A 20,793-nucleotide genomic window follows, 5' to 3' on the forward strand; every position below is an offset into this window, starting at 1 on the left:
CTCCGGCCGTCGCTGCTCGCGGCCTCCCTATCGAGATCGTGTTAGAAACTTTCGGTGCCGCTGTCGCTACCGGAAATGAGGCCGCCGAAGATATCATGGGAAAGCAGACCGGTCGTCGGACGACCAATCACCGGAGGGCGAAGCGCCAGCAGCACCTGGAGTACCGCCATGTGCAGCTTCACCACCCCGCCGATATCGACCCGGGCGGCCGGATCGTCCCCAAGGGCTACCAGCAGGTCTTCCGCATCGCTTGCGGGGCAGCGCCCCTCCAGCATGATGGTGCGACCCTCGACTCGCACGGTCATGCCGCCAGCTCCGGCAGATCGAGCACAAGCAGCACGCCGCCGTCGCCCAGTACGGCAGACCCGATCACGCCAGGTACGGCAGCGAGAATACCGCGCGGCGGGCGCAGCACAGTGTCGATACGCTCGCCGAAGCCGTCCACCCGCAAGGCGACGGGGCTGCCGTCGATGTGGATAACCACCAGCTTGGCATGGCGCCCCCGGGCGGGCGGGGCATCCAGAAGGGCAGCAAGGTCGAGCACCGGTACGGTCCTTTCGCGCAGTACGCAGGCGAGGCCGCGCCCGACCGGCATCAGCGCAGCCTCATCGATGCGTACCGTTTCGGCGACCTGTTCAAGCGAAACGCCGTAGCGTTCGCCTGCCACTTCGATGACCAGCAATCGGGTCGTCAGCGCGGTGATGGGCAGACGGATGCGAAAGCGTGTGCCCGCACCGGGGCGGCTATCGATCTCGACCGAACCGCGCAGCCGGGCGATTGCGGCTTGCACCGCGTCCATGCCCACCCCGCGGCCGGAAATCTCGGTGACGCTCGATGCCGTGGAGAAGCCTGCGTGGAATATCAGCCGGAGCGCTGCCGCATCGTCCAGTCCATCCGCCGCCTCCTGCGAGAGAAACCCAAGCTCGACGGCCGAAGCGCGAATGCGGGCGGGGTCGATCCCGTCGCCATCGTCGCTCACCGTGGCGGTGATCGCATCACCCTGGCGCTCAAACGCAAGCGTCACCTGCCCTCTCCCGACCTTGTCGGCCGCGCGCCGGGCTTCGGGCAGTTCGATGCCATGGTCGATGGCGTTGCGCACGAGGTGGAGCAGCGGTTCGAAGAGACCGTCGGCGACCTGCTTGTCCACCTCGATCGTTTCCCCCAAGAGCGTGAAATCGACTTCCTTGCCGAGTCCTTGCGCGATTTCGCGCGCGACGCGGGGCAGGCGGCGCAACGTCGTCTCAAGAGGGACGAGGCGGACGCGAGTAAGGTTGCGGCTGAGCTTCCCGGTGGCGCGTTCGATGCTGACTTGCGCAGCCCGCATTCTTGTGGCCAGAGCGCGGTCCATCGGCTCCACCTCGTCGGCCAATGGCGCCAGCCCATTGACAGCGACGATAAGGTCGCTGAGGCCATCCGCCAAGGCATCGACACGCGCGGCATCCACTCGCATGGTTACCTTGTCGCGTACGCCTTCGCTGCTGTCCTGTGGAACCGCAGGCGGCTGGACGGTGGCGATGGCGATCTGGCTGGGCTGAAGCCGGAACGCCGCACGCACTTCGGCTTCGGAGGCGGCACTCAAGCCCTCTATGATCGAGAAGCAGGCGAAGGGCTCCAGGTCTGCAATGGGCGGCCATCCGCCGTCTGCGGGCAGAACCGCGAGCACGACCAGCGCCGGGACGTGCTCGACGACCCCCAGCGGATCTTCGCCCCGGAAGAAACAGTCGGCGTCCGGCGTGTAGCGGAATGCGGTGAGCGGGGCAGTGGCCTGCGCGATCGCCACCGCCTCGCGCGCCGTTAGTGCGACGATCCAGTCTGCGTGCGAGGTCGCTTCGGTCACCACTTCTGCCGCAACGGAATGACCCGCCGCGGCCAGTAGCGCGATCGTGCGGTCGGCCATCTGCCCGGCGTCGGTCGGCAGCGTGCCGCTGCGTTCCACGTCGTCGATCCAGCGGTCGGTCTGGTCGAGGCAGGCGACTAGGCCCCCCACCGCCGCCGCACCGAGCAGGCTTCCCTGCCTGCGAGCGCGATCGAGCACGTCTTCCGCCGCGTGGAGCAGCTTTTCCGCCGGGGCGAGGGCGAAGACGGCGAACGAGCCCTTCAACGTGTGAACGGCGCGAAACGCACTGTCGAGCGCTTCGGCGGCCTGTGGGTCGCGGACAAGCGCCGCCAAATCCTTGGAGGCCTCGGCCACCAGTTCACGGCCCTCGATCAGGAATTGTTCGAGCAGTTCGTCCATCACGCCCGACGATAGACGATTGCGTCGGCAAGGCGAGCCAGCTCGAACCGATCGGTGATGCGTCCCATTGACTCGCTGTGGCCAAGGCAGACGTATCCGCCGGGGTTGAGGCAGTCGTAAAGCGTATTCGCCGCCGTCAGCCGCGCGGCGTCGTCGAAGTAGATGAGCAGATTGCGGCACAGGATGACGTCGAATTTTCCCATACCCACTATACTGGCCGGATCGACGATGTTTGCCGGCGTAAAGCGCACGGACTCGCGAAGGTCCTGGATGATGCGGCGGTGGTGGCCGTGCTCGCCCTCAAAATAGGCATTGCGCACAACGGATGGCAGGCGAGCGAGCGAGCGTTCGGTGAACTGCCCCTCCCGCGCGCGGTCAAGCGCGGCCGTATCGATGTCGGAGCCGACGATCTCGATGTTATAGGCATCGACCAGCGGCCAGTTCTCAAGCAGCCAGATCGCGATCGAATAGGCCTCTTCGCCAGTCGAGCAGGGCATCGACCAAATGCGCACTAGGTCGCCTGGACGGCGGTGGCGGATGATGTCCGGCAGCAGGTCGTTGGAGAGTGCCGCAAGCTGGTGCTCCTCCCGGTAGAAATACGTCTCGTTGATCGTAAAGGCGTTGATGAGCGCCTCTCGCTCTGCGACGTGGCTGCGCACGAAACCGAGATAGGCGGGCACCGTGACCATGCAGCAGCGCTTCATGCGCTCGGCGATGCGGCGTTCGATGTAATAGCGCTTGTTCTCGCCGAAGATCATGCCGGTCCAGCGGTAGAGCAATTCGCCGACGTCGGAAATCTCGGCGGCAGTGAGCGGAACGGGTGTGGGCGGTGGCCGGTCGCTCACGGTACAAGGAATTTCATGAGGTCTCCGGCGATGTCGGGCAGCGGGCTGACCATTGAAGCGCCGCCCCGGTCGACGAGGGCGCCGGGCATGCCCCAGACCACGGCGGTGCTCTTGGCCTCGGCAATCGTCAGGCCGCCGCGCTGCTTCAGTTTCGCCATTGCCGGTGCTCCATCCGTGCCCATTCCGGTCATCAACACCCCAACGAGCTTTTCGGGTGCAATTAGACGCATGGCACTGTCGACCATGCGATCGACGCTGGGATGCCAGAAATGGCCGGGATCGCTGGGGGCCGGCAATGCCACGATGCTGCCAGCCCGGCGAGACAGGATCAGGTCGGCATCGCCCCGTCCGATATAGGCATGGCCGGGCAGAAGCGGTGTGGCCCGATCCACCTCCTGCACGCTGAGCGCGCAAAGCCGGTCGAGACGCTGCGCGAGCGGGCCGGTGAAGCTCGCCGGCATGTGCTGTGCGATCAGTATCGGCCACGGGAAGTCGGCCGGAAGCTCTGCGAGCAAGGCATCGAGGGCAGGGGGACCGCCGGTCGAGCAGCCGACCAGGACGAGCCCGGTGCCGTCGATGGGTGTGAGCGTGTTGCCGGTGGACGAGGCGAGGCTGGTCCTCGGGTGCGTGCGCATCCCGGCGCTCGCTTCGCGCACGCGCTCGCGCAAGCGAGTGGAGCGCGGGATTCGGGCTCGCGAGGCCGAGCGGACCTTGTCCACAAGATCAGCGGCGATCCTATCGATCTCCAGCGAGACTGCCCCCTTGGGTTTGGGCACGAAGTCCACCGCGCCGAGCGCCATGGCCTCCAGGGTCTCTTCCGCGCCCTCTGCGGAAAGCGAGGAGACCATGACCACCGGGCACGGGCGCACGACCATTATGCGGTCGAGGCAAGCAAGCCCGTCCATCTCGGGCATGTGGATGTCGAGGGTGACGACGTCGGGCGCGAAGGCGGTCAACATGCCGAGAGCCTCGACCCCGTTGCGCGCCACCGCGACCTCGAAGTCCCCAGCCGCCGTGAAGATGTCCGTCAACAGGCGCCGCATCAGCGCGGAATCGTCGACAATCAGGAGTTTCGTCACGGCTTGCTGTTCGCCGTCCCCGTCTTACCGAGCGCCAGCAGGAGATCCCGCTCGGCCCGGTCCAGCAATTCCTGCGGGCTGACGATCAGCACTAGGGTATCTTCCCCGTCCAGCGTGGCGACACGATCGAACACGCGCGCGCCGTCGCTGCCAATGTCCGGGGCCGGGCGAAGCGCGTCGGCGGAAGGCTGGACGACCTGCGAAACCGCATCGACGGTGAAGCCGGCAGTCAGGTCGCCGATCCGCACGACGATCACCCGCGCCTTGGCACCGGCGACCGGAACGCCGTTGAAGCGGCGCGCCTGGTCGATCACCGGGATGACTTGGCCACGCACGTTCATCACCCCCTGCACGAAAGCAGGCGCCTTGGGCAGCGGGGTGAGGCGCGGCGGCAGGAATGCGACCTCCTGCACCGCGTCGATCGGCAGGCCGAAGCTCTCCTCGCCGATGCGAAACAACAGGAACCGTTCGTCCTGAACATCGGTGCTGCCCGCCATCTCGCCCTTGCCTCTCATGTCGCCCTGCAGCAGCCTGCCCGTGATGTCCTCGTCCACGAGCTGATCGGGCGCGAGCACGGATACAAGTCGTTTGCCACCGTCCAAGCGACAGATCGCCTGGATGCGCGCCTCGCCCCCGCCGCGATTGAGGACCTGTGGGACGGCGTCTATGTCATATTCTGGCACGTGCTCGATCGAGCGCATGAGATCCACTAACAGCCCCACGCGCTGCGCCCCGAGACGTACCACGACCACGCGCGATCGTCCGGTCATCCCTGCCATCGGCAGCGCCAGCAAGCCGGCCAGCGACAGCAGCGGCAGCACCGCGCCGCGCGACACCACGCTTCCCAGCGTGGCAGCGTCGGCATGGGGCATACGCGCTATCCCGGGCGGCAGGCGCAGCACTTCCTCGATGGATGCCAGCGGCAGGGCGAAGTCCTGTCCGGCCACTGCGAAAGCGACCAGCGCGACGGTTTCGGTGTCCGTGTCTATGGTTTGCGCGGATGCGGCGACGATCGTGCCGGTTGAGCGCCGCGCAAGCCGGTCTGGCACGGCGGCGGCGACCAGGCTGGCGATGTCAATGCGCGTCGCGGAGACGGCATCTTCGCGGTCCATTATCTGCGAAACGCCGGTCACCGCCAGCCCTACCGGGCCGCCGATCTCGGCCACGATGACGCGCTGGACGGACGATTGCGCCTGGCCCAGCAGGCTCGCCACCGACAGCACGGGCACGATGACGCCGCGTATCTGGGCAACGCCCATTAGCGCCGCAGGCGCGTGGGGCATCCGCGCGAGGCGAGGCAGCGGCACAATCTCCTGCACCAGCGACGCGGCCATGGCGAGCGTTTCTCCGCCCAGCCTGAAGGTCAGCGTCCGGGCATCGGTGACGGGCTCATCGGGCAAGGGATCAGGCTTCGGTCGAGACGAGGACAGCCGCGATCGATGCGATGTCCTCAATGGCAGCAGCCAGCGCTTCGGCACCCTGCGCCTGCTGGCGCGCGGCGGCACCCGCCTCGCGGGCCGCCGCGGCGGCCAGGTCGGCCGCCTCGGCGATCTGGTTGGTCCCGCTCTGCACTTCGCGCGCCGAGCGCAGCATGTCGTCGGCCCCGGCGACGATGTCGGCGTTGAGCGCCTGCGCTGCCTCAAGCTCCCTCGCGACGAGACCGAAGCGCTCAAGCATCGCCCGGTTGCGCGCGATTTCCGCCTCGGCGGCACCGACCACTTGGTCGAGGTCGCGGCGGATCATGGTTATCTGATCCTGGATCAGCCGCACCGTATCCTTGGCCTGTCCGGCGCCGTCGGCGGAATCGCGCGAAAGCTTGCGGATGTCGGCGGCCACGGTGGCAAACCCGCGCCCCGCATCCCCGGCGCGCGTGGCCTCCACCGCGCCGCTGACCGCGAGCATGTTGGTCTGCACCGAGATCAGCGTCAGATTGTCGGAGAGCTTCTCGATCCTGCGGCTGGTGTCGTTGAGTGCCGATAGCAGCGCGAGCACCCCGTTGACATCGGCAATGGCCGCCACGACGCCGGTGACGAGTTGGCCGATCCGTGCCTGGCTCTCGTTAACCGAGACGACGATAGCACCGATCCGGCCGCTGGCGGCTTGCGCGCGCGACTGGGCGATCTGCGCCGACTTCTCGATCTGGCCCATCGCGACGTTGGCCTGCACCGTCGCCGAGGCCTGGACCTGGGTGCCCCGGCTGATCTGCTCCAGCGCCACCAGGATCTGGCCCGATGCGCCGGACAATTCCTGCACCGTCGCCGAAAGCTGCTCGGCGGCGGCGGCGACCTGCTCGACGACTACGGCGGAGACCTGCGCGTCCTGCAACTGCTCGGTGAGTTCGCCTAGAGCCTCGGCGGTCTGCTGACTTTCCTCCAGAGACGCGACCTGCTGTTCGATCGCCAGCTGGGCCTCGGCTGCGGCGGCGGATTGTTCCTCCGCCGCACTGGCGACCTGCTCGGCGCCTTTCTCGGCCTCGCGCGTCGCCAGTTCGGCCTCTGCGGTGGTGTGGAGGATTTCCTGAGCGCCAAGGCTTAGCGCGGTGAGGTCCTCGCGGGCGGCCACGAGCCGGGCAACGACTTCGTTCCCTGCTTGCGCCTCGCTGGTCGCCCGCGCGGAAACGAGGCGAACCTTTTCTGCGATGTGCTGGATCTCCTGACCGATGGAGGCGGCCAACTGGCGGATCAAATCGGCGCCGCTTTCCGAACTTTCCGCAAGCATGCGCACTTCGTCGGCGACTACCGAAAAGCCGGCGCCGGTTTCGCCCGCACGCGCCGCCTCGATCGTGGCGTTGAGCGCCAGCAGACTGGTCTGGTCGGAAACATCGGCCACGTTGGCGCCGATCTCGTCGATGCGCCCCGCCGATTCTTCGAGGGCGGCGATGAGTTCGACCGACGCAAGCTGGCGCCGCGCGCTCAATTCGATGGCGGAAACCGAGACTTCGATCTGGGCGCCGATCTCGGCAAAACTGCTCGAAGTTGCTTCGGCTTGGCGACGCGAGTCCTCCGCGCGAAGCCGCGCCTCGCGGAAGTTCGCGCCGAGAGCAGCGATCAGGCCAAGAGATTCCTGGGCGGCCCCGGCAGCTTCCTCTGCACCACTGGATATCTGATCCATCGTGCGCTGAAGTTCCGTTGCGGCAGCGGACGCCTCGCCCATGCCGGCCGCAAGTTCCTGGGTCGCCACATCGATGCGCTTGATCGCGGAAGTCGGCTCGGCCGCTGGCGCCCTTTTGCGACGGGGTTGGGTCGGCGGAGATGCCGGGGATGGCGTCTCGTGCGCCTCGGGCAGTTTGGCGCGGGATTGGAGTGCGGATTTTTTGACCAGCGCCATCTGTTCTCTCGTCTGAAGTTGAACGACGCTTACGTGAGCCGCGCAGCCAGCGCTAGAGGTTCGCTATTCCCGCCCTGCGTTGCGCCTCCCGGAGATCAGGTTCGCAGCCCCGTCAGCGGCAGACCCGTTTTCATCATCCCTGGATTCGGACGGTATGGAGTTCGCGTCTTTGGTCGGGGGCCGATTGGCAAAGGGCTTAGCTTCCGCGCCGGCAAAGCCACGGTCGATTTCGCGATCGGTCTCGGCTTGCGCGTCTACGCCCTCTTGCACGGATGCCTTTTTGTTCGAGTCCGGGCCCGGGCCTATCGAAACATCGCTCATGAATATCGCTCCTGTCGCTAGAGGTTTGGGCCCATGCCCGTAGTGTTATGCTGCAATGTGCCCTTCCCGGCGCTCGGTGAGCCATCGGGCAAGGCTTTCGTTGCCCTGCATTCGCGCGAGGCTGGCCGCGTCATTACCTGCCGCATCCACCGCGTCGATATCGGCGCCCGCGCCTAGAAGGAGTTCGATGACCTCGCGCCGGTCAAACAGGGCGCTCATCATGATCGCGGTCTGTCCTGCGGCGTTGCGCAGGTTCGGGTCCGCACCGGCGGCGAGCAGACGGTCGGCGATGGCCAGATGTCCTTTGAAGGCGACCCCCATCAACGGGCTGCCACTCGCCGTCGTGCCGTTCGGGGCGGCGCCGCGATCCAGCAGCAGGGCGGCGGTTGTCTCGAAACCATGATAGGTCGCGAGGACCAAGGCGGTGTGCCCCTTCGCATCGACCCCCTCGATATCGGCCCCCGCCTCCAGCAAGACTGGTATCATGTCGTCGCGCCCCAACCTGGCAGCGTCGAACAGCAGTTCCTGCACGCGCTCGGGCGAAGGGAGCGGCGGCAGTTGGCGCGGCGTCGATGGTGTTCGATTTTCCGGCTCGTTCAGCGGGCGCATGATCGTCGTTCCTTGAATGGTCCCAAATGGACGCGGAAGCCTCCTAGCCCGCGGAGATTTCTTCGAACACGCGAGTCACGATGGCCGCCCGCGCGTCGTCGTTGACGTCCACCGAGACGGATATCGGCTCGCAAAGCGGCGCGTCGTGGCGCTCCGGCTCCAGATGGGTCGCGGTATCCCCGCCGCTGGGCGTATCGCCCGCGCTGTTTTGATCGCCGGACGACGATACGAACACGTCGGTTCGCTCGAAGCCGTATTCCTGTACCAGTCGCTCGATTGCCAGTTCGGCGTCGCGGCGACTGTTGAATGTGCGCTCTATCGTGGTGTTCATGTCGCTATCCTTTGGTTCGCAGTGCCTGAGGTCAGCGCCTCTTTATCGAGGCACGCCATGGTCATTCGGCGGAGCCGGGCTGCGCCATCTTGCGATGCTGCTCGGCCAGGATCGTCGCAGGAGTGACATGCGCCACCGCCGCCTGGATCTTGTTCTTCCATCCCGAGACGATGTGGGCATCGCCGTTCATCACCGCGTTCCACCCGTCGCGGGCGACGTCGGCCGGATCGCTCTTGGCTTCTGACGCGCCCACGCTGGTGTCGAGCATGTCGGCGCGATCGAAGAACTCGGTCTCGACTGGTCCGGGCATGAGTGTCGTGACAGTCACGCCCTTTGCCTCCTTGATCTCGTTGCGCAGCGCGTCGGCGAAGCTGTCCACGAAAGCCTTGGTGCCGTTGTAGACCGCCTGAAAGCTGCCCGGAATGAAGCCTGCGATGGACCCGGTAATCAGTACTTTGCCATCGTCGCGTGCCACCATTCCCTTGAGCACCTGTTGCAACAGATAAAGGGTGCCGGTGATGTTGGTATCGACCACCCGGCGCCAGTCAGCGACATCCTGCTCGAGGAAACCGTGGCCCAGCCCCCGGCCCGCATTAGCGCAGAGAAGATCAATGCGGCGGCCGGCAGTGGCGGCCAGCAAGGTATCGACGCCTTCCAGGGTCGACAGGTCGGCTTGCACCGCGTCTACTGAAACGCCGTGCAGCCGAAAGTCCTGCGCGGCCGCCTGGATCAGTCCTTCATCTGCGACGACGAGCAGGTCGTAGCCGTTTTCGGCGGCGATGCTCGCCAGTTCGAAGCCGATGCCGGTGGAGGCGCCGGTGACGATCGCGAATTTGTCAGCCATGATGCGTGTCCTATTCTGCCGCGACGGCGGTTTCGGTGAAGCCTGGCTTGAGCACGACCTTGGTGACTTCGTCCTGGTTGTCGTGGAACATCTTGTAGCCCTTGGGCGCGTCCTCCAGGCTCATGCGGTGCGAGATCAGGAAGGTCGTGTCGATCTTGCCCTCGACGATCGCGTTGAGCAGCCCCGGCATGTAGTGCTGCACGCTGGTCTGCCCGGTCTTGAGCGTCAGGCCCTTTTCCATGAAGGCGCCGAGCGGGAACTTGTCGACGATGCCGCCGTAGACGGCGGGCATCGAGACGCGGCCACCCTTGCGGCAGGCGACGATGGCCTGGCGGATCGAGTGGATGCGATCGGTGCCAAGCATCAGCGAGGCCTTGATCTGATCGAACACATTATCGACGAAGAAACCATGCGCTTCCAGGCCCACCGCGTCGATGACTGCATCGGGGCCGATGCCACCGGTCATCTCCATCAGCGCCTCGTAAGTCTTCGATTCCTCGAAGTTGATGGTCTCGGCTCCGAACTTGCGCGCCAATTCCAGCCGGTGGGGGAAGTGGTCGATGGCGATCACCCGCGCCGCGCCCATCAGGAAGGCGGACTGCACCGCGAACAGGCCGACAGGGCCGCAGCCCCACACCGCGACGGTGTCGCCCGGCTCGATGTCGGCGTTCTCGGCCGCCTGCCAGCCGGTGGGCAGGATGTCGGACAGGAACAGCACCTCGTCGTCGTCGAGCCCATCTGGCACCACGATCGGGCCGATGTCGGAGAAGGGCACGCGCACGTATTCCGCCTGGCCCCCGGCATAGCCGCCGGTCAGGTGGCTGTAGCCGAACAGGCCCGACATCGGCTGACCGTAAAGCTCCATGCCGATGTCCTGGTTGTCGGCCGGGTTGCCGTTGTCGCAGGCGGAGTACTGGTGCTTGCCACAGTGGTAGCAGCTGCCGCAGGCGATGGTGAAGGGAACGACGACGCGCTGCCCCTTGACGAGCGTCGATCCCGGCCCGGTCTCGACGACTTCGCCCATGAACTCGTGGCCGAGGATGTCGCCCGACTTCATGGTGGGGATGTACCCGTCGTACAGGTGAAGGTCCGATCCGCAGATCGCGGTCGAGGTGATCTTGATTATGGCGTCGCGCGGGTTGAGGATTTCGGGATCGTCGACCGTATCGACGCGGACGTCATGCTTGCCGTGCCAGGTGAGCGCGCGCATCAGGCTGTCTCCTCGTGAAGCTGCGCGCGGGTGCGCGACGACGTGGCGACTTCGCCGGTTTCCATGAGTTGCTTGAAGCGCCGCAGATCGCGCCGCGCCTGGATCGCCGGTTCGCGCTGGAACATCTTTGCGATGAGCCTGCCTACCACGCCAGCGGGCGGGTCGTAGACGATCGTGGCGGTGACGATGGTGCCGCGATCGCCTGCGTCGCGAAATTCGATGCGGCCGCCGTTGGGCACGTCGGCATCTTCGGTGGAGGCCCAGGCGATCAGTTCTCCCTCCTTCTCCTCCGTGACGAGCGCGTCCCATTCGACCGTCCTTCCGCCTGGGGCCTTGACGACCCAGTGCGAGCGGGTCGGCGACAGCACGTCGACCCGTTCGACGTTGTCCATGAACGTGGGCAGCCGTGCAAAGTCGCGCCAGTAGGCATAGAGTTCCGCGCGGGGCCGGTTGATCGTCACGGTCCGACCGATCAAGGTGTCACCCCGCGTTTCTGTGAGGGTCTGCATTGCGGCCTCGCGGGTCTCGCGGGTCTCGCGGGATTTTGAGGTGGTAGGCGGCGCGTCGTCGTTCACGGTTGCCATTCCTGCTCTCCATGTTTTCGGATGTGCTGGTGGTCCGGTCGGACCTGACCACTGTTGCAAATGAAACGATCGCCGCGCTCATAAAGACCCGGCACGACCGAAAGATAATCCCGCGGCAGGCACGGCTGGGCCCGACAGGTCAGCATTCGAACTCGTCGAGCAGGCTTTCGACGCGCACGATACGATCGGCTTCGCTCGACAGTGCCTCGGCAAGGATCCACCGTCCCTTGCTTTGCGCCAGGCCCGTGGCGGCGAAGTCGATCGGGCAATCGCGGCGCGGAGTGAGTGCAATCGCGGCCGGGCCCGCGTCTATGCGCGCGATCCGCAAAGCCCGCGCGGTCAGGCGGATGCGGGCATGGGCCAGCAGCATGGCCGCTTCGGCGGGCAGCGTTCCGAAGCGATCCAGAAGTTCATCATCGAATGCGTCGAGCGCCTCTTCGGTCTCGATGCGCGCGAGCCGCAGGTAAAGGGACAGCCGCAGGTCCGCCTCCGGGATCCAGCTCTCGGGCAGCATGCCGCTCATGCCCAGGCAGAGTTCGGGACTCCAGCGCTCGGCGTCCTCGCCGCGCGCGGCCATCAGCGCGACACGGAGAAGATGCTGGTAGAGATCGACGCCGATCAGCTTCATGTGCCCGGCCTGATCATCGCCGACGAGGTCGCCCGCGCCGCGCATGTCGAGGTCCTGGCCGCTGATCGCGAAACCCGCGCCCAGCCGGTCGAAAGTCGCGAGCGTGCGCAGCCGCTTGAGCGTGCGCGCGGCGATAGCATCCTCGCTTTCGATCAGCAGGATCACCTGCCCGCGCCGGTTGCCGCGCCCGACGCGGCCACGCAGCTGGTGCAGCTGTGCCAGGCCGAAGCGATCGGCACGCCAGACGACCATGGTGTTCGCGCGCGGCACGTCGAGGCCCGCTTCGATGATGTTGGTCGCCAGCAGGATATCCCCCCGGCCAGCGCCAAAGCCGACCATGACGTCGTCGATTTCGGCTGCCGACATCTTTCCGTGTGCTTCGACCAACGCCAGATCGGGGGCTAAGCATCGTATCTTCGCGGCGACTTTCGTCATGTCCTCAATACGCGGCACGACCACGAAGCTCTGGCCTCCCCGCGCCTTTTCGCGAGTGAGCGCGGTACGGACGAGCACATCGTCATACTGCCCGATGCTGGTGCGGATAGGCTGGCGCCGGGCGGGAGGCGTGGCGATGACGGACATCTGCTGCAGGCCCACCAGCGCGGCCTGCAGGGTGCGCGGGATCGGCGTGGCGCTCAGGCTCAGGACATGGACGGAGCCCAAGCCGCGCAAACGGGCCTTGTCGGCAGCGCCGAAGCGCTGCTCTTCGTCGATGACGACCAGCCCCAGCCTGGCGTAGTACACGCCCTTCGCCATCACCGCGCCGGTGCCAACGACGATATCGACCGAACCATCGGCAAGCCCCGCTTTCACAGACTTCCGTTCTGCCGCACTGCTCAGCCGTGACAGGCCAGCGACCTCGATTTTCGTTCCCTCGAAGCGGCGGCGGAACGTCTCCAGGTGCTGCCGCACGAGGACGGTGGTCGGCGCGGCGACCACGACCTGGAAGCCGGCCAGCGCCGCCAGAGCTGCGGCCCGCAGCGCGACCTCGGTCTTGCCATAGCCGACGTCGCCGATGACCAGCCGGTCCATTGGCCGGCCGCTCGCCAGATCGTCGCGGACGGCTGCGATGGCTCCCGCCTGGCCGGCCGTTTCGTTGAAGGGGAAGCGGCCCGCGAAGCGTTCGTAGGCGGCAGGATCGGTCTCCATGACCGGCGCTGTCAGCGTCTCGCGCTCGCGCGCCAGAAGCGTCAGGGCCTTCGCGCTCTCGTCGATCGCGGCGTTGATCGCCGCGCGGCGCTTGTCCCAGGATGAGCCATCCAGCTTGTCCAGGCTCACCGCGTCGCCGTCAGCGCCGTATCGCCAGATCCGGTCGGCCTCATCGACAGGGGCCAGCCGCCGAGCACCGCCCGCATACTCGAGCACGATCGTGTCGATCGGGGACTGGTTATCGCCCGCGCCGACCGGCGAGGCCTCAAGCCCCCGAACGCGCCCGACGCCATGGTCCTCGTGGACCACCACGTCGCCGCTGCACACTTCGATGCCGACGTGCCACGGGTTCGCGCCGGTTGGGCCACCAGCGCCGATCAATGCGCGACTGCCCATCAGGTCTGCCGCCGCGACGAGAACGATGCGCTCGTCGACGTATCCTGCATTGATCGGCACCGTCAGGCTGCCGCCGCAGCCTGACGGCAGGTCATCCAGTGCCGTCCATGCGTCCAGTTCCACGATTTCCATCGACAGGCGCCGGACGACCTTGCCCCTCAGGAAGCGCAGGTCTCGCGCACTGCCCGCCAGCACGAACTTGCGTCCCGCAGCGAGCAGCGGTTTCACGAAGCGCACCAGGGCGGTAAGCGGCGAACGCTCGTTGGCGAACCGCGGCACCGGCGTGAAGTCCGCGTCAAACGGAGCCGCCCTCCAGTCCTTGCAGGCCTTCTTCCAGGCGATGTCGTCAATTGCATCCAGGCGATGGGGCGCACCGCCCATAGCGTCGTGGGCAAGCTGGATGAAGCGCCTGCGGCGATGGTCGGCTTTATCGGAAAGAGCGAGTATACCCGGCGTCAGGTGGGCAAGGATGGACGTCGGCTGGTCAATCGGCGGTTCGGCGGCGCGGCCGATCTCCAGACGCTCCAGATCGCCAACCGTGCGCTGCGTGCCGGGATCGTACGAGCGGATCGCGGCGATCCTGCCCGCTGCTAGCTCGATGCGGGCCGGGCCGCCTGCGTCGGCGGGAAAGATATCGATGACCTCACCGCGCACCGCCATTTCGCCCGGCTCGTCGACGCGGTCGTCGGTGACATACCCCAGCTCTTCGAGGCGTATCGCGAACGATCGGGTGTCCGCCTCGTCACCGGGGTGCAGCGTGGGCGGGGCGCTGTCGAACGCATCAGGCGCAGGATAGCGCCGCGCTGCGGCTTCTCCGCTCAGGATGCACGCTACGGAAGTGCCTTGCACCAGGCGAAGGGCCCGCAGAGCCGACGCGCGGCGGCCCGCGTTCGCCGGCGTCGCGGGAGCCGCCTCGCCCGGAAGTGCGTCGCTAGAGGGCACGTGGACGACATGCCCCCGCGGCGCCAGCGCCCGGACGGCTTCGGCCAGGGCCTCGGCCTGCTGCTCGTCGTCCGCCAGGAAGGCGATAGACTCGTCGGCAAGGGTTTGCGCGATGCGGACCGCGGTGAACGCCAGGTTCACGCCGCACCTGAAACGCAGGCGCGCCGTTGGGTTGCGGGGCGTATTGCCCAGTTACGGAGCTCAAGCCGCATGGTCATGTCAGTCAGATTGCGCTCCTTGCCTGTGAAGCTGATCGCCTGCGAGGTGCGGCGACTATCCTGGCTCCACAACGCACAGAGAAAGCGAAAGAAAAGGGGCCCGCCGGCTAAATTTGATTGATCTGTGTTGATGGCGGCATCGCGCCGCACCGGCGTCACCGGGCGACTGTGCTGGGTTACGCCGCTTCGTCAGGCTCCCTTGGTGCGCTGGTCTTCGGGATAGTCTTCGGGCGTGACGGTGCCTTCCGAAGGTCGGTCCTTCAGTTTCTGAGGCTTCTGGCCGCTTTCATTCTGCTTGTGCGGATCGAATGAGTCCGGGCGCGCATCGCCCATCGGGCCGCGCGGAGTTTCCGGATCGCTTTTGGACATGTTCATTTCCTTCGGTTCGGGGCGTGGATAGGGCCGCCGCCCGGTATCGAGGAAGAAAGCCTCCGGCAGGCCCGCGCGTTCCCGGAAGACGCACAGAAGTTGTCCTTCGTACGACCCGGCGCAGATCAGTCCGGGCCCTTGCGCCCCCTTCGGCGGCCCTTCGTCATCGGGTCCGGTTTCTTCGGCGGTGTCCATCCCGGAGGTGGCTTTACGTGCCCATGGCTCGTGCCCAGCCCCATCGCTCCCGGTTGTTGACGAACGAGACCGGAGGGATCGATGTCCTGTGCCAGAGTATCGGCAGGAATGCCGCGCAATAGGCTGATCCGGTCGCGCAGTTGCGCCGCCTGCTCGAAGTCTCCCTGCGCCGCGGCGTCGTGCATCGCGCGCTGCAGTTCCCGTAGCTGCTCGTCCTGGCGGCCCATCACCTGAACGCCCAACGCAGCGCCTGCGCGACGCCCAGCGTGCCCGCGCGCACCAGCGGCGTTCGAAGCGGCGAGGGAGACAGGCCATGGAGCGAGCGAGCCCAGCGTGGCAGCAGATCGACGCCGGCCTGACCGGCAAGCCTGCCAGGCATTGCGGCGAGCCGGTTCGCTGCGACCGGATGCAGGATCAGCCTCGCGACTTCGGCCGTTCGCGCATCCGCCCTCAGCGCCGGACGCATCCCAGTTATCAGGCGGTTCGCCTCGGCCCGCGTGCGCGGCAGGGGTTCTGCCCCCAGCGCCCCGCCGATCAAGGCCATCTCGGCAAAGTAGCGATCCTGATCCGCACGCGACATCCAGGGCTCACCGTAGCGAATCCAGGCGTCGAGGAAGCTATGGGTCTCTGTGACATGCACCCACGCCAGAAGCGCGGGGTCGTTCGCTTGATACGCCGTGCCGTCCGGCAGATGCCCCTTGACGCCATCATGGACGGACCGGACCCGCCTGATCATAGCCTCGGCTGCGGACCGATCGGCATAGGTGGTTGTGGCGATGAAGCGGGCGGTACGCCGCAGTCTGCCGTGCATGTCGGCACGAAAATTGGAATGGTCCCACACCCCTGCCAGAACGCCGGGATGCAGCATCTGCAGCAAAAGACTGGCGATGCCGCCCGCCATCATAGAGGCGACGTCACCATGGACCCGCCAGGCGACCGATGTCGGCGCGAACAGCGCGTTTCGGCTCCTCACCACCGGTGCCTCGCCTTGCTCGCGGTCGTTGAACATGCCGACGACCTGTTGCCGGATGGCCCGCTTGACCGGGTTGGACGTGCGATTGCTTTCGCTCATACCAGTCCAACGTCTCGCCGTCGCAATCGCTCCTGGGACTGCGGGCGCGTCAGCGTGCGCCAGAGGCGTTCAGGTCGTTCGTGGGTTTGCAACAAGCCGCACGGGTACGCCCTTTGAGCCAGGCGTTCGCGATTGCTCGTCATGATACCATACCGGGATAAGCGGGTTCATCTCGGGATCGTATGCGCCGATGCAGCCGCGCGGGAGCAGGAAGGGGGTGACGGTCAACCCGCTTACCTCCCGGTGGACCCCGTCGCCGGCATCGCCGACCAGCCCGATGACCTGACCTTGCACCAGTCCGGCCTCGGCGATGTCGTCCGGGTTCATGAGCACGACGTCCCGCGTGCCCTCGATACCGCGCAGACGGTCGGAATAGCCGTAGATCGTGGTGTTGAACTGATCGTTCGACCGCAAGGTCATCAGGCGGAAACGACCGGGCGCGTCCTCAAAGCCGATCGAGCGCATGGCGGTGGGCACGCTGAATTGCGCCCTGCCGCTTTCGGTCTTCCATATCCGGTCACGCGCCGGATTGCCGCGATGAAACCCGCCCGGCGTGAAGACGCGCCGGTTAAAGTCGTGGAACTGCTCGGGATAGGTCTTCTCGATGCAATCGCGGATCTTGGCGTAGTCTCCTGTCCATTCGTCCCAGCGCACGTTGGAATTAGCTGGAAGGGTCGCCTTGGCGATGCCTGCGACGATCGCTGTTTCCGAGCGGAGATGTTCGGAGGCCGGTGTGTTCTTGCCGAGCGAGCCGTGGATGCACGAAAGCGAATCTTCCATCGTCACGGCCTGCGCACCGGTGGCCTGGACATCCTCCTCGGACCGGCCCAGGCAGGGCAGCAGGTTCCCACTGCACGACCGGACGGCTCAACTGCTTTTCCGGATGGGTATATACTGGCAGATAAAGGTGGGTTCGATGCCGGGAGAAGCCGGCGTCAAATGCACGTAAAGTCGATCGCCCACGGGCTGGTCCGTCAGGCAGAAAGCTTGTTCCGCTTCATACAGGTCGTCCTTGTGCGGATCGGCCCAGTGCCTGACCGACTTCATCGCGCGCGACTTGGCCTTGCCCTCGCTTTCAGCCACGACGAAGACATTGCGGTGTCGTTCCGCGAACTCCCCGGGCTCGTAGCCGCCGAGATTGACGAAATAGAGTTTCTCGGGCCCGGTGAACGGCTCGGAGCGCAGGGACACGTCATGGCCATCGGCATGAGTGATCTGTGCCCAGCAATCGATGTGCAGACTTCGGGGCAAGCCCCACCAGTCCCGGCGCAATGCCGCGTAGGTCTCCTCGATCGCGTTGGCGACCACGAACCGCACGTCGTGGACTTCGATGTTGGCGCCAGGAAATTCGCCGCCTATGTAGATTGCGAACAACTTCATGAAAGAGCCATGCCCTTTGCGTCGCTGGCCTGTTCGACCGCTACCGCGCTTTCCCGGGCAAGGGCGGCGGCCAGTTCCGCGCCCACGACCTCGCCGATTTCGCAAGAACTGGTGATGCCCTGGATGAAGGGATGCCTGCCCATGATGAAAGGCAGGCTCAGACAGAAGAGCTGGTCGGCCGGGAGGTCGGGCGATATGGGATGAAACTCGTCGTCGACGACGATGCCCCGCACAGGACCGCGTTCCTGGCCGGCTGCCACGTCGCGCACGATGCCCTGATCGCGCAGCGAGGCGAAAGGGAAGTCCTTGGCCGCCAGAGCACGCTGGCCGGTAGCCTCGATGAAAACCGGGAAATGGGCCGCTTCACCGTCGAGGTGCAGAACGGCGCCGCTTTCCGCCCGGTGACTGTCGATCCTGTAGTTCTTCCCCACTCGTAAGACGTCTAGCTTGCCGGCGTTGTGAAGCGCCAACATGCGCTTGATCGATTCGTGCGGAACCGTAGCGTAATCGTCGACGAACACGGGTTTGAAGAAGCGAGAGAAGCGCTGGAAATCTGCATCGTCGAGATGCGGTATGATGCTTTGAATGACTTCGTGCATCCGCAGGATCGCGTAGCGCCATGCCAAGGTGCGGCGTGCCTCGTAATCCGCCTGCGCTTCCGCCAGGTTCCGTTCCGCCCATACAAATGGGTCAGCCGCCATACGCTCGGCAAAGTAGCCGTCGCAGAACTCTTCCATATCGAGCCGGTCGAGCCCGACCTGCTCTGCATAAGCGCCATCGGCTTCGGCCAGTTCCTGCTTGAACAGCGCAAACGCTCGATCGAGAAGGTCGTCCTTCTGCCCGGCGATCAGGGCTTCGATGGCTTCGTCGTTGCAGATGGCGAGCGGCTCATAGGGAATGGGGAAATAGAAGTCCGCCTCGGGCAGCAGCCCCTTGCGCGACAGCATGGTCATATGGAAGTCGTGGGTATCCCCGCGAGGCGCGTAGACCAGCCCACCCTCGCCATCGTCGACGAACTCGCCATGGCTTACCGCCAGCGCCACGGCTGCATCGATCGCGGTCAGCGACGACCCGCGAATGCCGATCCGGCACGCGCGAATCTTTTCGATCTCGGAGGCAGGCCAAGGGCTGAGGAAATAGCCCGGCCGCACTTCCGGTTGGGCTGGCCATTGATGACCGGTTGCAAGCACGACATGGTCGAAGAGGGTCTCGAAAACAACTCCCCGCTCCGGCCGCACCACCAGGGTCATTCCATCGTTTCCGCTCGTCGCATCAATGACTTCGCACCGCGTACGCACGTTCACCTTCACACCGGCGCACGTGGCCCGCCCGAGCATCGCCTGAAGCTGATCGTAGAAGTATTCGCCGAGCAGCACGCGCGGGTAGAATGCGCGATCATCGATCTGCTCGCGAACGATGTGCAATTCTGCAAGTCGATCGTCGCTCTGCCGGTCGAGCCAATCGACCAGTGTCTCCTCCAGCGGCGGAATCTCCACGCTGGCGATGTTGGACAGCATTGCCGGATCGTTCCAGCCGGGCCGATAGGGGGTGCCCCGTCCAGCGCTCGCCTGCTTTTCGAACAGAGTGAGTTCGAATGGCGGCGCCTCCTGTTGCAGCAAGGCGTGCAGCGTGTAGATGGTGGTCGGGCCGGCACCGACGAACGCGACAGATCGGGTCATTTCCGCAAAATGCGCAGGATATGGGATCGGCTCCCGCAAAACGGTTTGATCCATGTTAATGGCTGCGAACCTTGCGACCGGCTCCAGGCGATGAGGTCGTAAACCGCCTTAACAGTCCTTGGTTCGAAAGCTTGGCGTTTCGCGCCCGCCGACTTTGCTGATCCCGGACGTTCGTGCTGGCAGATTGAAATGAGTAAATGGCGCATTTCTGGATTTAGCAGCTATTCAAGAGTAATTAACCCAACGTAATAGTTTAGTCGGCAGCCGGCTTCGCGTGAATGTCAGCTATCCTCGCTACTCGGCTCAGAACCGGACAGTCGCCTATCGGCCCAATCGTGATCACCGCCCATGGGAGCATGTCCGCTTCCCCCGACGATCTGCACACACTGCCTAGCGCAGCCGCTCGCTCAGGAAATCCACGAAAACCCTGACCCGGGCCGGCATGTTCGGTCCGCCCACGAATACCGCGTGGACCAGTTCGACGTCGCCGGGGTTGTAGTCCTCCAGCAAGGGCACCAGCCGGCCTGAGGCAATCTCCTCCACCACGCTGAACCGGCCGACACGGGTGATCCCCACACCGTCCGCCGCGAGCTGGCCCAGGGTCTCGCCGTTGTTCGCCTCGATGCTGCCGCGCACGCTCAGCGCATGGTCCTGCCCGTCCCGGCGAAACGGCCAGACCGGCTCGGCCCGGCGGAAGTTGAAGTTCAGGCAGTTATGGTGGAGCAGGTCCTCGGGAACGCGCGGCGTCCCCCGCCGTGCGAGATATTCCGGCGAGGCGACGATTACCCGGCGGTTCTCCCCCAGCTTGCGCGCGGTCAGCGGACTGTCGGCAAGCGGGCCGAAACGGATCGCCACGTCGGCATCACCCGCCGCGACATCGACCAGCCGGTCGCTCAGGCTGATATCGACCAGAATGTGCGGATAGAGCCGCGCGAATTCGCCCAGCAGGGGAACGATGGTCAGCCGTCCGTGCGCATGGGCAGCGCTGATCCGCAGCCGCCCGCGCGGCGTGCCGCGATCGGCGATGGCCTGCTCGGCATCGTCGAGATCGGCGAGAATCCGGCGCGCCGCACCAAGATAGGCCTGCCCTTCCGCCGTCAGCGACAGGGCCCGCGTGGTCCGCAGCAACAGCCGCACGCCAAGCCGCGCCTCGATGCGATCCACCGTGCGGCTCACCGCCGAAGGCGTGAGGCCAAGCACGCGCCCGGCAGCGGAAAAACTGCCTTCGGCCGCCACCGTCGCAAAGACCTCAAGCGCCCGCGCCCTGTCCGCGCCCAGCGGCGCCTTTGCATCCGGTTCAAAAATCTTGCGCATACCCACAGCCTAGGCGGTAAGCCCGTGAACGTCCATTTTTGCGTCGCAGCCCGATATTGCGCCCG

General features: G+C 65.8%; 19 protein-coding genes and 1 pseudogene. All 20 read right to left on the reverse strand.

From position 1 onward, the window contains the following. Positions 1–41: 41 nt before the first annotated feature. The 20 genes and pseudogenes from ACXJ16_RS23025 to ACXJ16_RS23120 all read right to left on the reverse strand — a co-directional run bounded on the left by ACXJ16_RS23025 (position 42) and on the right by ACXJ16_RS23120 (position 20,728). Entirely contained in the window at positions 42–305 is a 264-nt protein-coding gene (locus ACXJ16_RS23025) for a hypothetical protein (protein ID WP_463922232.1), read from the reverse strand. Next, positions 302–2,236, reverse strand: coding sequence for a chemotaxis protein CheA (locus ACXJ16_RS23030; protein WP_463922235.1), 1,935 nt, complete (start codon positions 2,234–2,236; stop codon positions 302–304). The genes ACXJ16_RS23025 and ACXJ16_RS23030 overlap by 4 nt, the downstream gene beginning before the upstream one ends. Next, positions 2,236–3,081 carry a CheR family methyltransferase gene (locus ACXJ16_RS23035; protein ID WP_463922237.1) on the reverse strand — a complete coding sequence of 282 codons (846 nt, stop codon included), beginning with the start codon at positions 3,079–3,081 and terminating at the stop codon, positions 2,236–2,238. Before ACXJ16_RS23035 ends, ACXJ16_RS23030 begins: the two co-directional genes overlap by 1 nt. Continuing rightward, on the reverse strand, positions 3,078–4,160 hold the full coding sequence (cheB, locus tag ACXJ16_RS23040; RefSeq protein WP_463922238.1) for a chemotaxis-specific protein-glutamate methyltransferase CheB: 1,083 nt from the start codon (positions 4,158–4,160) through the stop codon (positions 3,078–3,080). Before cheB ends, ACXJ16_RS23035 begins: the two co-directional genes overlap by 4 nt. Further along, the gene (locus tag ACXJ16_RS23045) at positions 4,157–5,560 is read right to left on the reverse strand and encodes a chemotaxis protein CheW (RefSeq protein WP_463922240.1); all 1,404 of its coding nucleotides are present in this window, start codon (positions 5,558–5,560) and stop codon (positions 4,157–4,159) included. Before ACXJ16_RS23045 ends, cheB begins: the two co-directional genes overlap by 4 nt. Positions 5,561–5,564: 4 nt before the next feature. Further along, a complete protein-coding gene (locus ACXJ16_RS23050) occupies positions 5,565–7,340 on the reverse strand; it encodes a methyl-accepting chemotaxis protein (protein ID WP_463922241.1) in 1,776 nt (591 codons plus the stop codon). Positions 7,341–7,550: 210 nt separating this feature from the next. After that, positions 7,551–7,808 (reverse strand): hypothetical protein, encoded by a 258-nt coding sequence (locus ACXJ16_RS23055; protein ID WP_463922243.1) that lies wholly within the window; start codon positions 7,806–7,808, stop codon positions 7,551–7,553. 45 nt (positions 7,809–7,853) lie between these two features. Then, positions 7,854–8,417 (reverse strand): ankyrin repeat domain-containing protein, encoded by a 564-nt coding sequence (locus ACXJ16_RS23060; RefSeq protein WP_463922245.1) that lies wholly within the window; start codon positions 8,415–8,417, stop codon positions 7,854–7,856. A gap of 43 nt (positions 8,418–8,460) precedes the next feature. Further along, entirely contained in the window at positions 8,461–8,748 is a 288-nt protein-coding gene (locus tag ACXJ16_RS23065; protein WP_463922246.1) for a hypothetical protein, read from the reverse strand. 61 nt (positions 8,749–8,809) lie between these two features. Continuing rightward, the gene (locus tag ACXJ16_RS23070) at positions 8,810–9,592 is read right to left on the reverse strand and encodes an SDR family NAD(P)-dependent oxidoreductase (RefSeq protein WP_463922249.1); all 783 of its coding nucleotides are present in this window, start codon (positions 9,590–9,592) and stop codon (positions 8,810–8,812) included. A 10-nt stretch (positions 9,593–9,602) separates the two neighbouring features. Continuing rightward, positions 9,603–10,802 (reverse strand): zinc-dependent alcohol dehydrogenase, encoded by a 1,200-nt coding sequence (locus ACXJ16_RS23075; RefSeq protein WP_463922251.1) that lies wholly within the window; start codon positions 10,800–10,802, stop codon positions 9,603–9,605. Then, entirely contained in the window at positions 10,802–11,386 is a 585-nt protein-coding gene (locus ACXJ16_RS23080) for an SRPBCC family protein (RefSeq protein WP_463922253.1), read from the reverse strand. The genes ACXJ16_RS23075 and ACXJ16_RS23080 overlap by 1 nt, the downstream gene beginning before the upstream one ends. 139 nt (positions 11,387–11,525) lie before the next feature. Then, a complete protein-coding gene (locus tag ACXJ16_RS23085) occupies positions 11,526–14,642 on the reverse strand; it encodes a TRCF domain-containing protein (RefSeq protein WP_463922255.1) in 3,117 nt (1,038 codons plus the stop codon). A gap of 266 nt (positions 14,643–14,908) precedes the next feature. Beyond that, positions 14,909–15,088, reverse strand: a complete 180-nt coding sequence (locus ACXJ16_RS23090) for a hypothetical protein (RefSeq protein ID WP_463922256.1) — start codon at positions 15,086–15,088, stop codon at positions 14,909–14,911. 125 nt (positions 15,089–15,213) lie between these two features. Next, positions 15,214–15,510 (reverse strand): UvrB/UvrC motif-containing protein, encoded by a 297-nt coding sequence (locus ACXJ16_RS23095; RefSeq protein ID WP_463922257.1) that lies wholly within the window; start codon positions 15,508–15,510, stop codon positions 15,214–15,216. Further along, a complete protein-coding gene (locus ACXJ16_RS23100) occupies positions 15,510–16,355 on the reverse strand; it encodes an oxygenase MpaB family protein (RefSeq protein ID WP_008828975.1) in 846 nt (281 codons plus the stop codon). Before ACXJ16_RS23100 ends, ACXJ16_RS23095 begins: the two co-directional genes overlap by 1 nt. A gap of 69 nt (positions 16,356–16,424) precedes the next feature. Continuing rightward, positions 16,425–17,198: pseudogene (locus tag ACXJ16_RS23105) on the reverse strand (molybdopterin dinucleotide binding domain-containing protein); the annotation flags it as partial. Between the two features lie 24 nt (positions 17,199–17,222). Beyond that, the gene (locus tag ACXJ16_RS23110) at positions 17,223–17,735 is read right to left on the reverse strand and encodes a DUF1543 domain-containing protein (RefSeq protein ID WP_463922260.1); all 513 of its coding nucleotides are present in this window, start codon (positions 17,733–17,735) and stop codon (positions 17,223–17,225) included. After that, positions 17,732–19,414: an FAD/NAD(P)-binding protein gene (locus ACXJ16_RS23115; RefSeq protein WP_463922261.1), complete on the reverse strand. Its 1,683-nt coding sequence runs from the start codon at positions 19,412–19,414 to the stop codon at positions 17,732–17,734. The genes ACXJ16_RS23110 and ACXJ16_RS23115 overlap by 4 nt, the downstream gene beginning before the upstream one ends. Before the next feature lie 390 nt (positions 19,415–19,804). Then, positions 19,805–20,728: a LysR family transcriptional regulator gene (locus ACXJ16_RS23120; protein WP_054434420.1), complete on the reverse strand. Its 924-nt coding sequence runs from the start codon at positions 20,726–20,728 to the stop codon at positions 19,805–19,807. Between the last annotated feature and the right edge of the window lie 65 nt (positions 20,729–20,793).

Source organism: Novosphingobium sp. TK71, assembly GCF_055361505.1.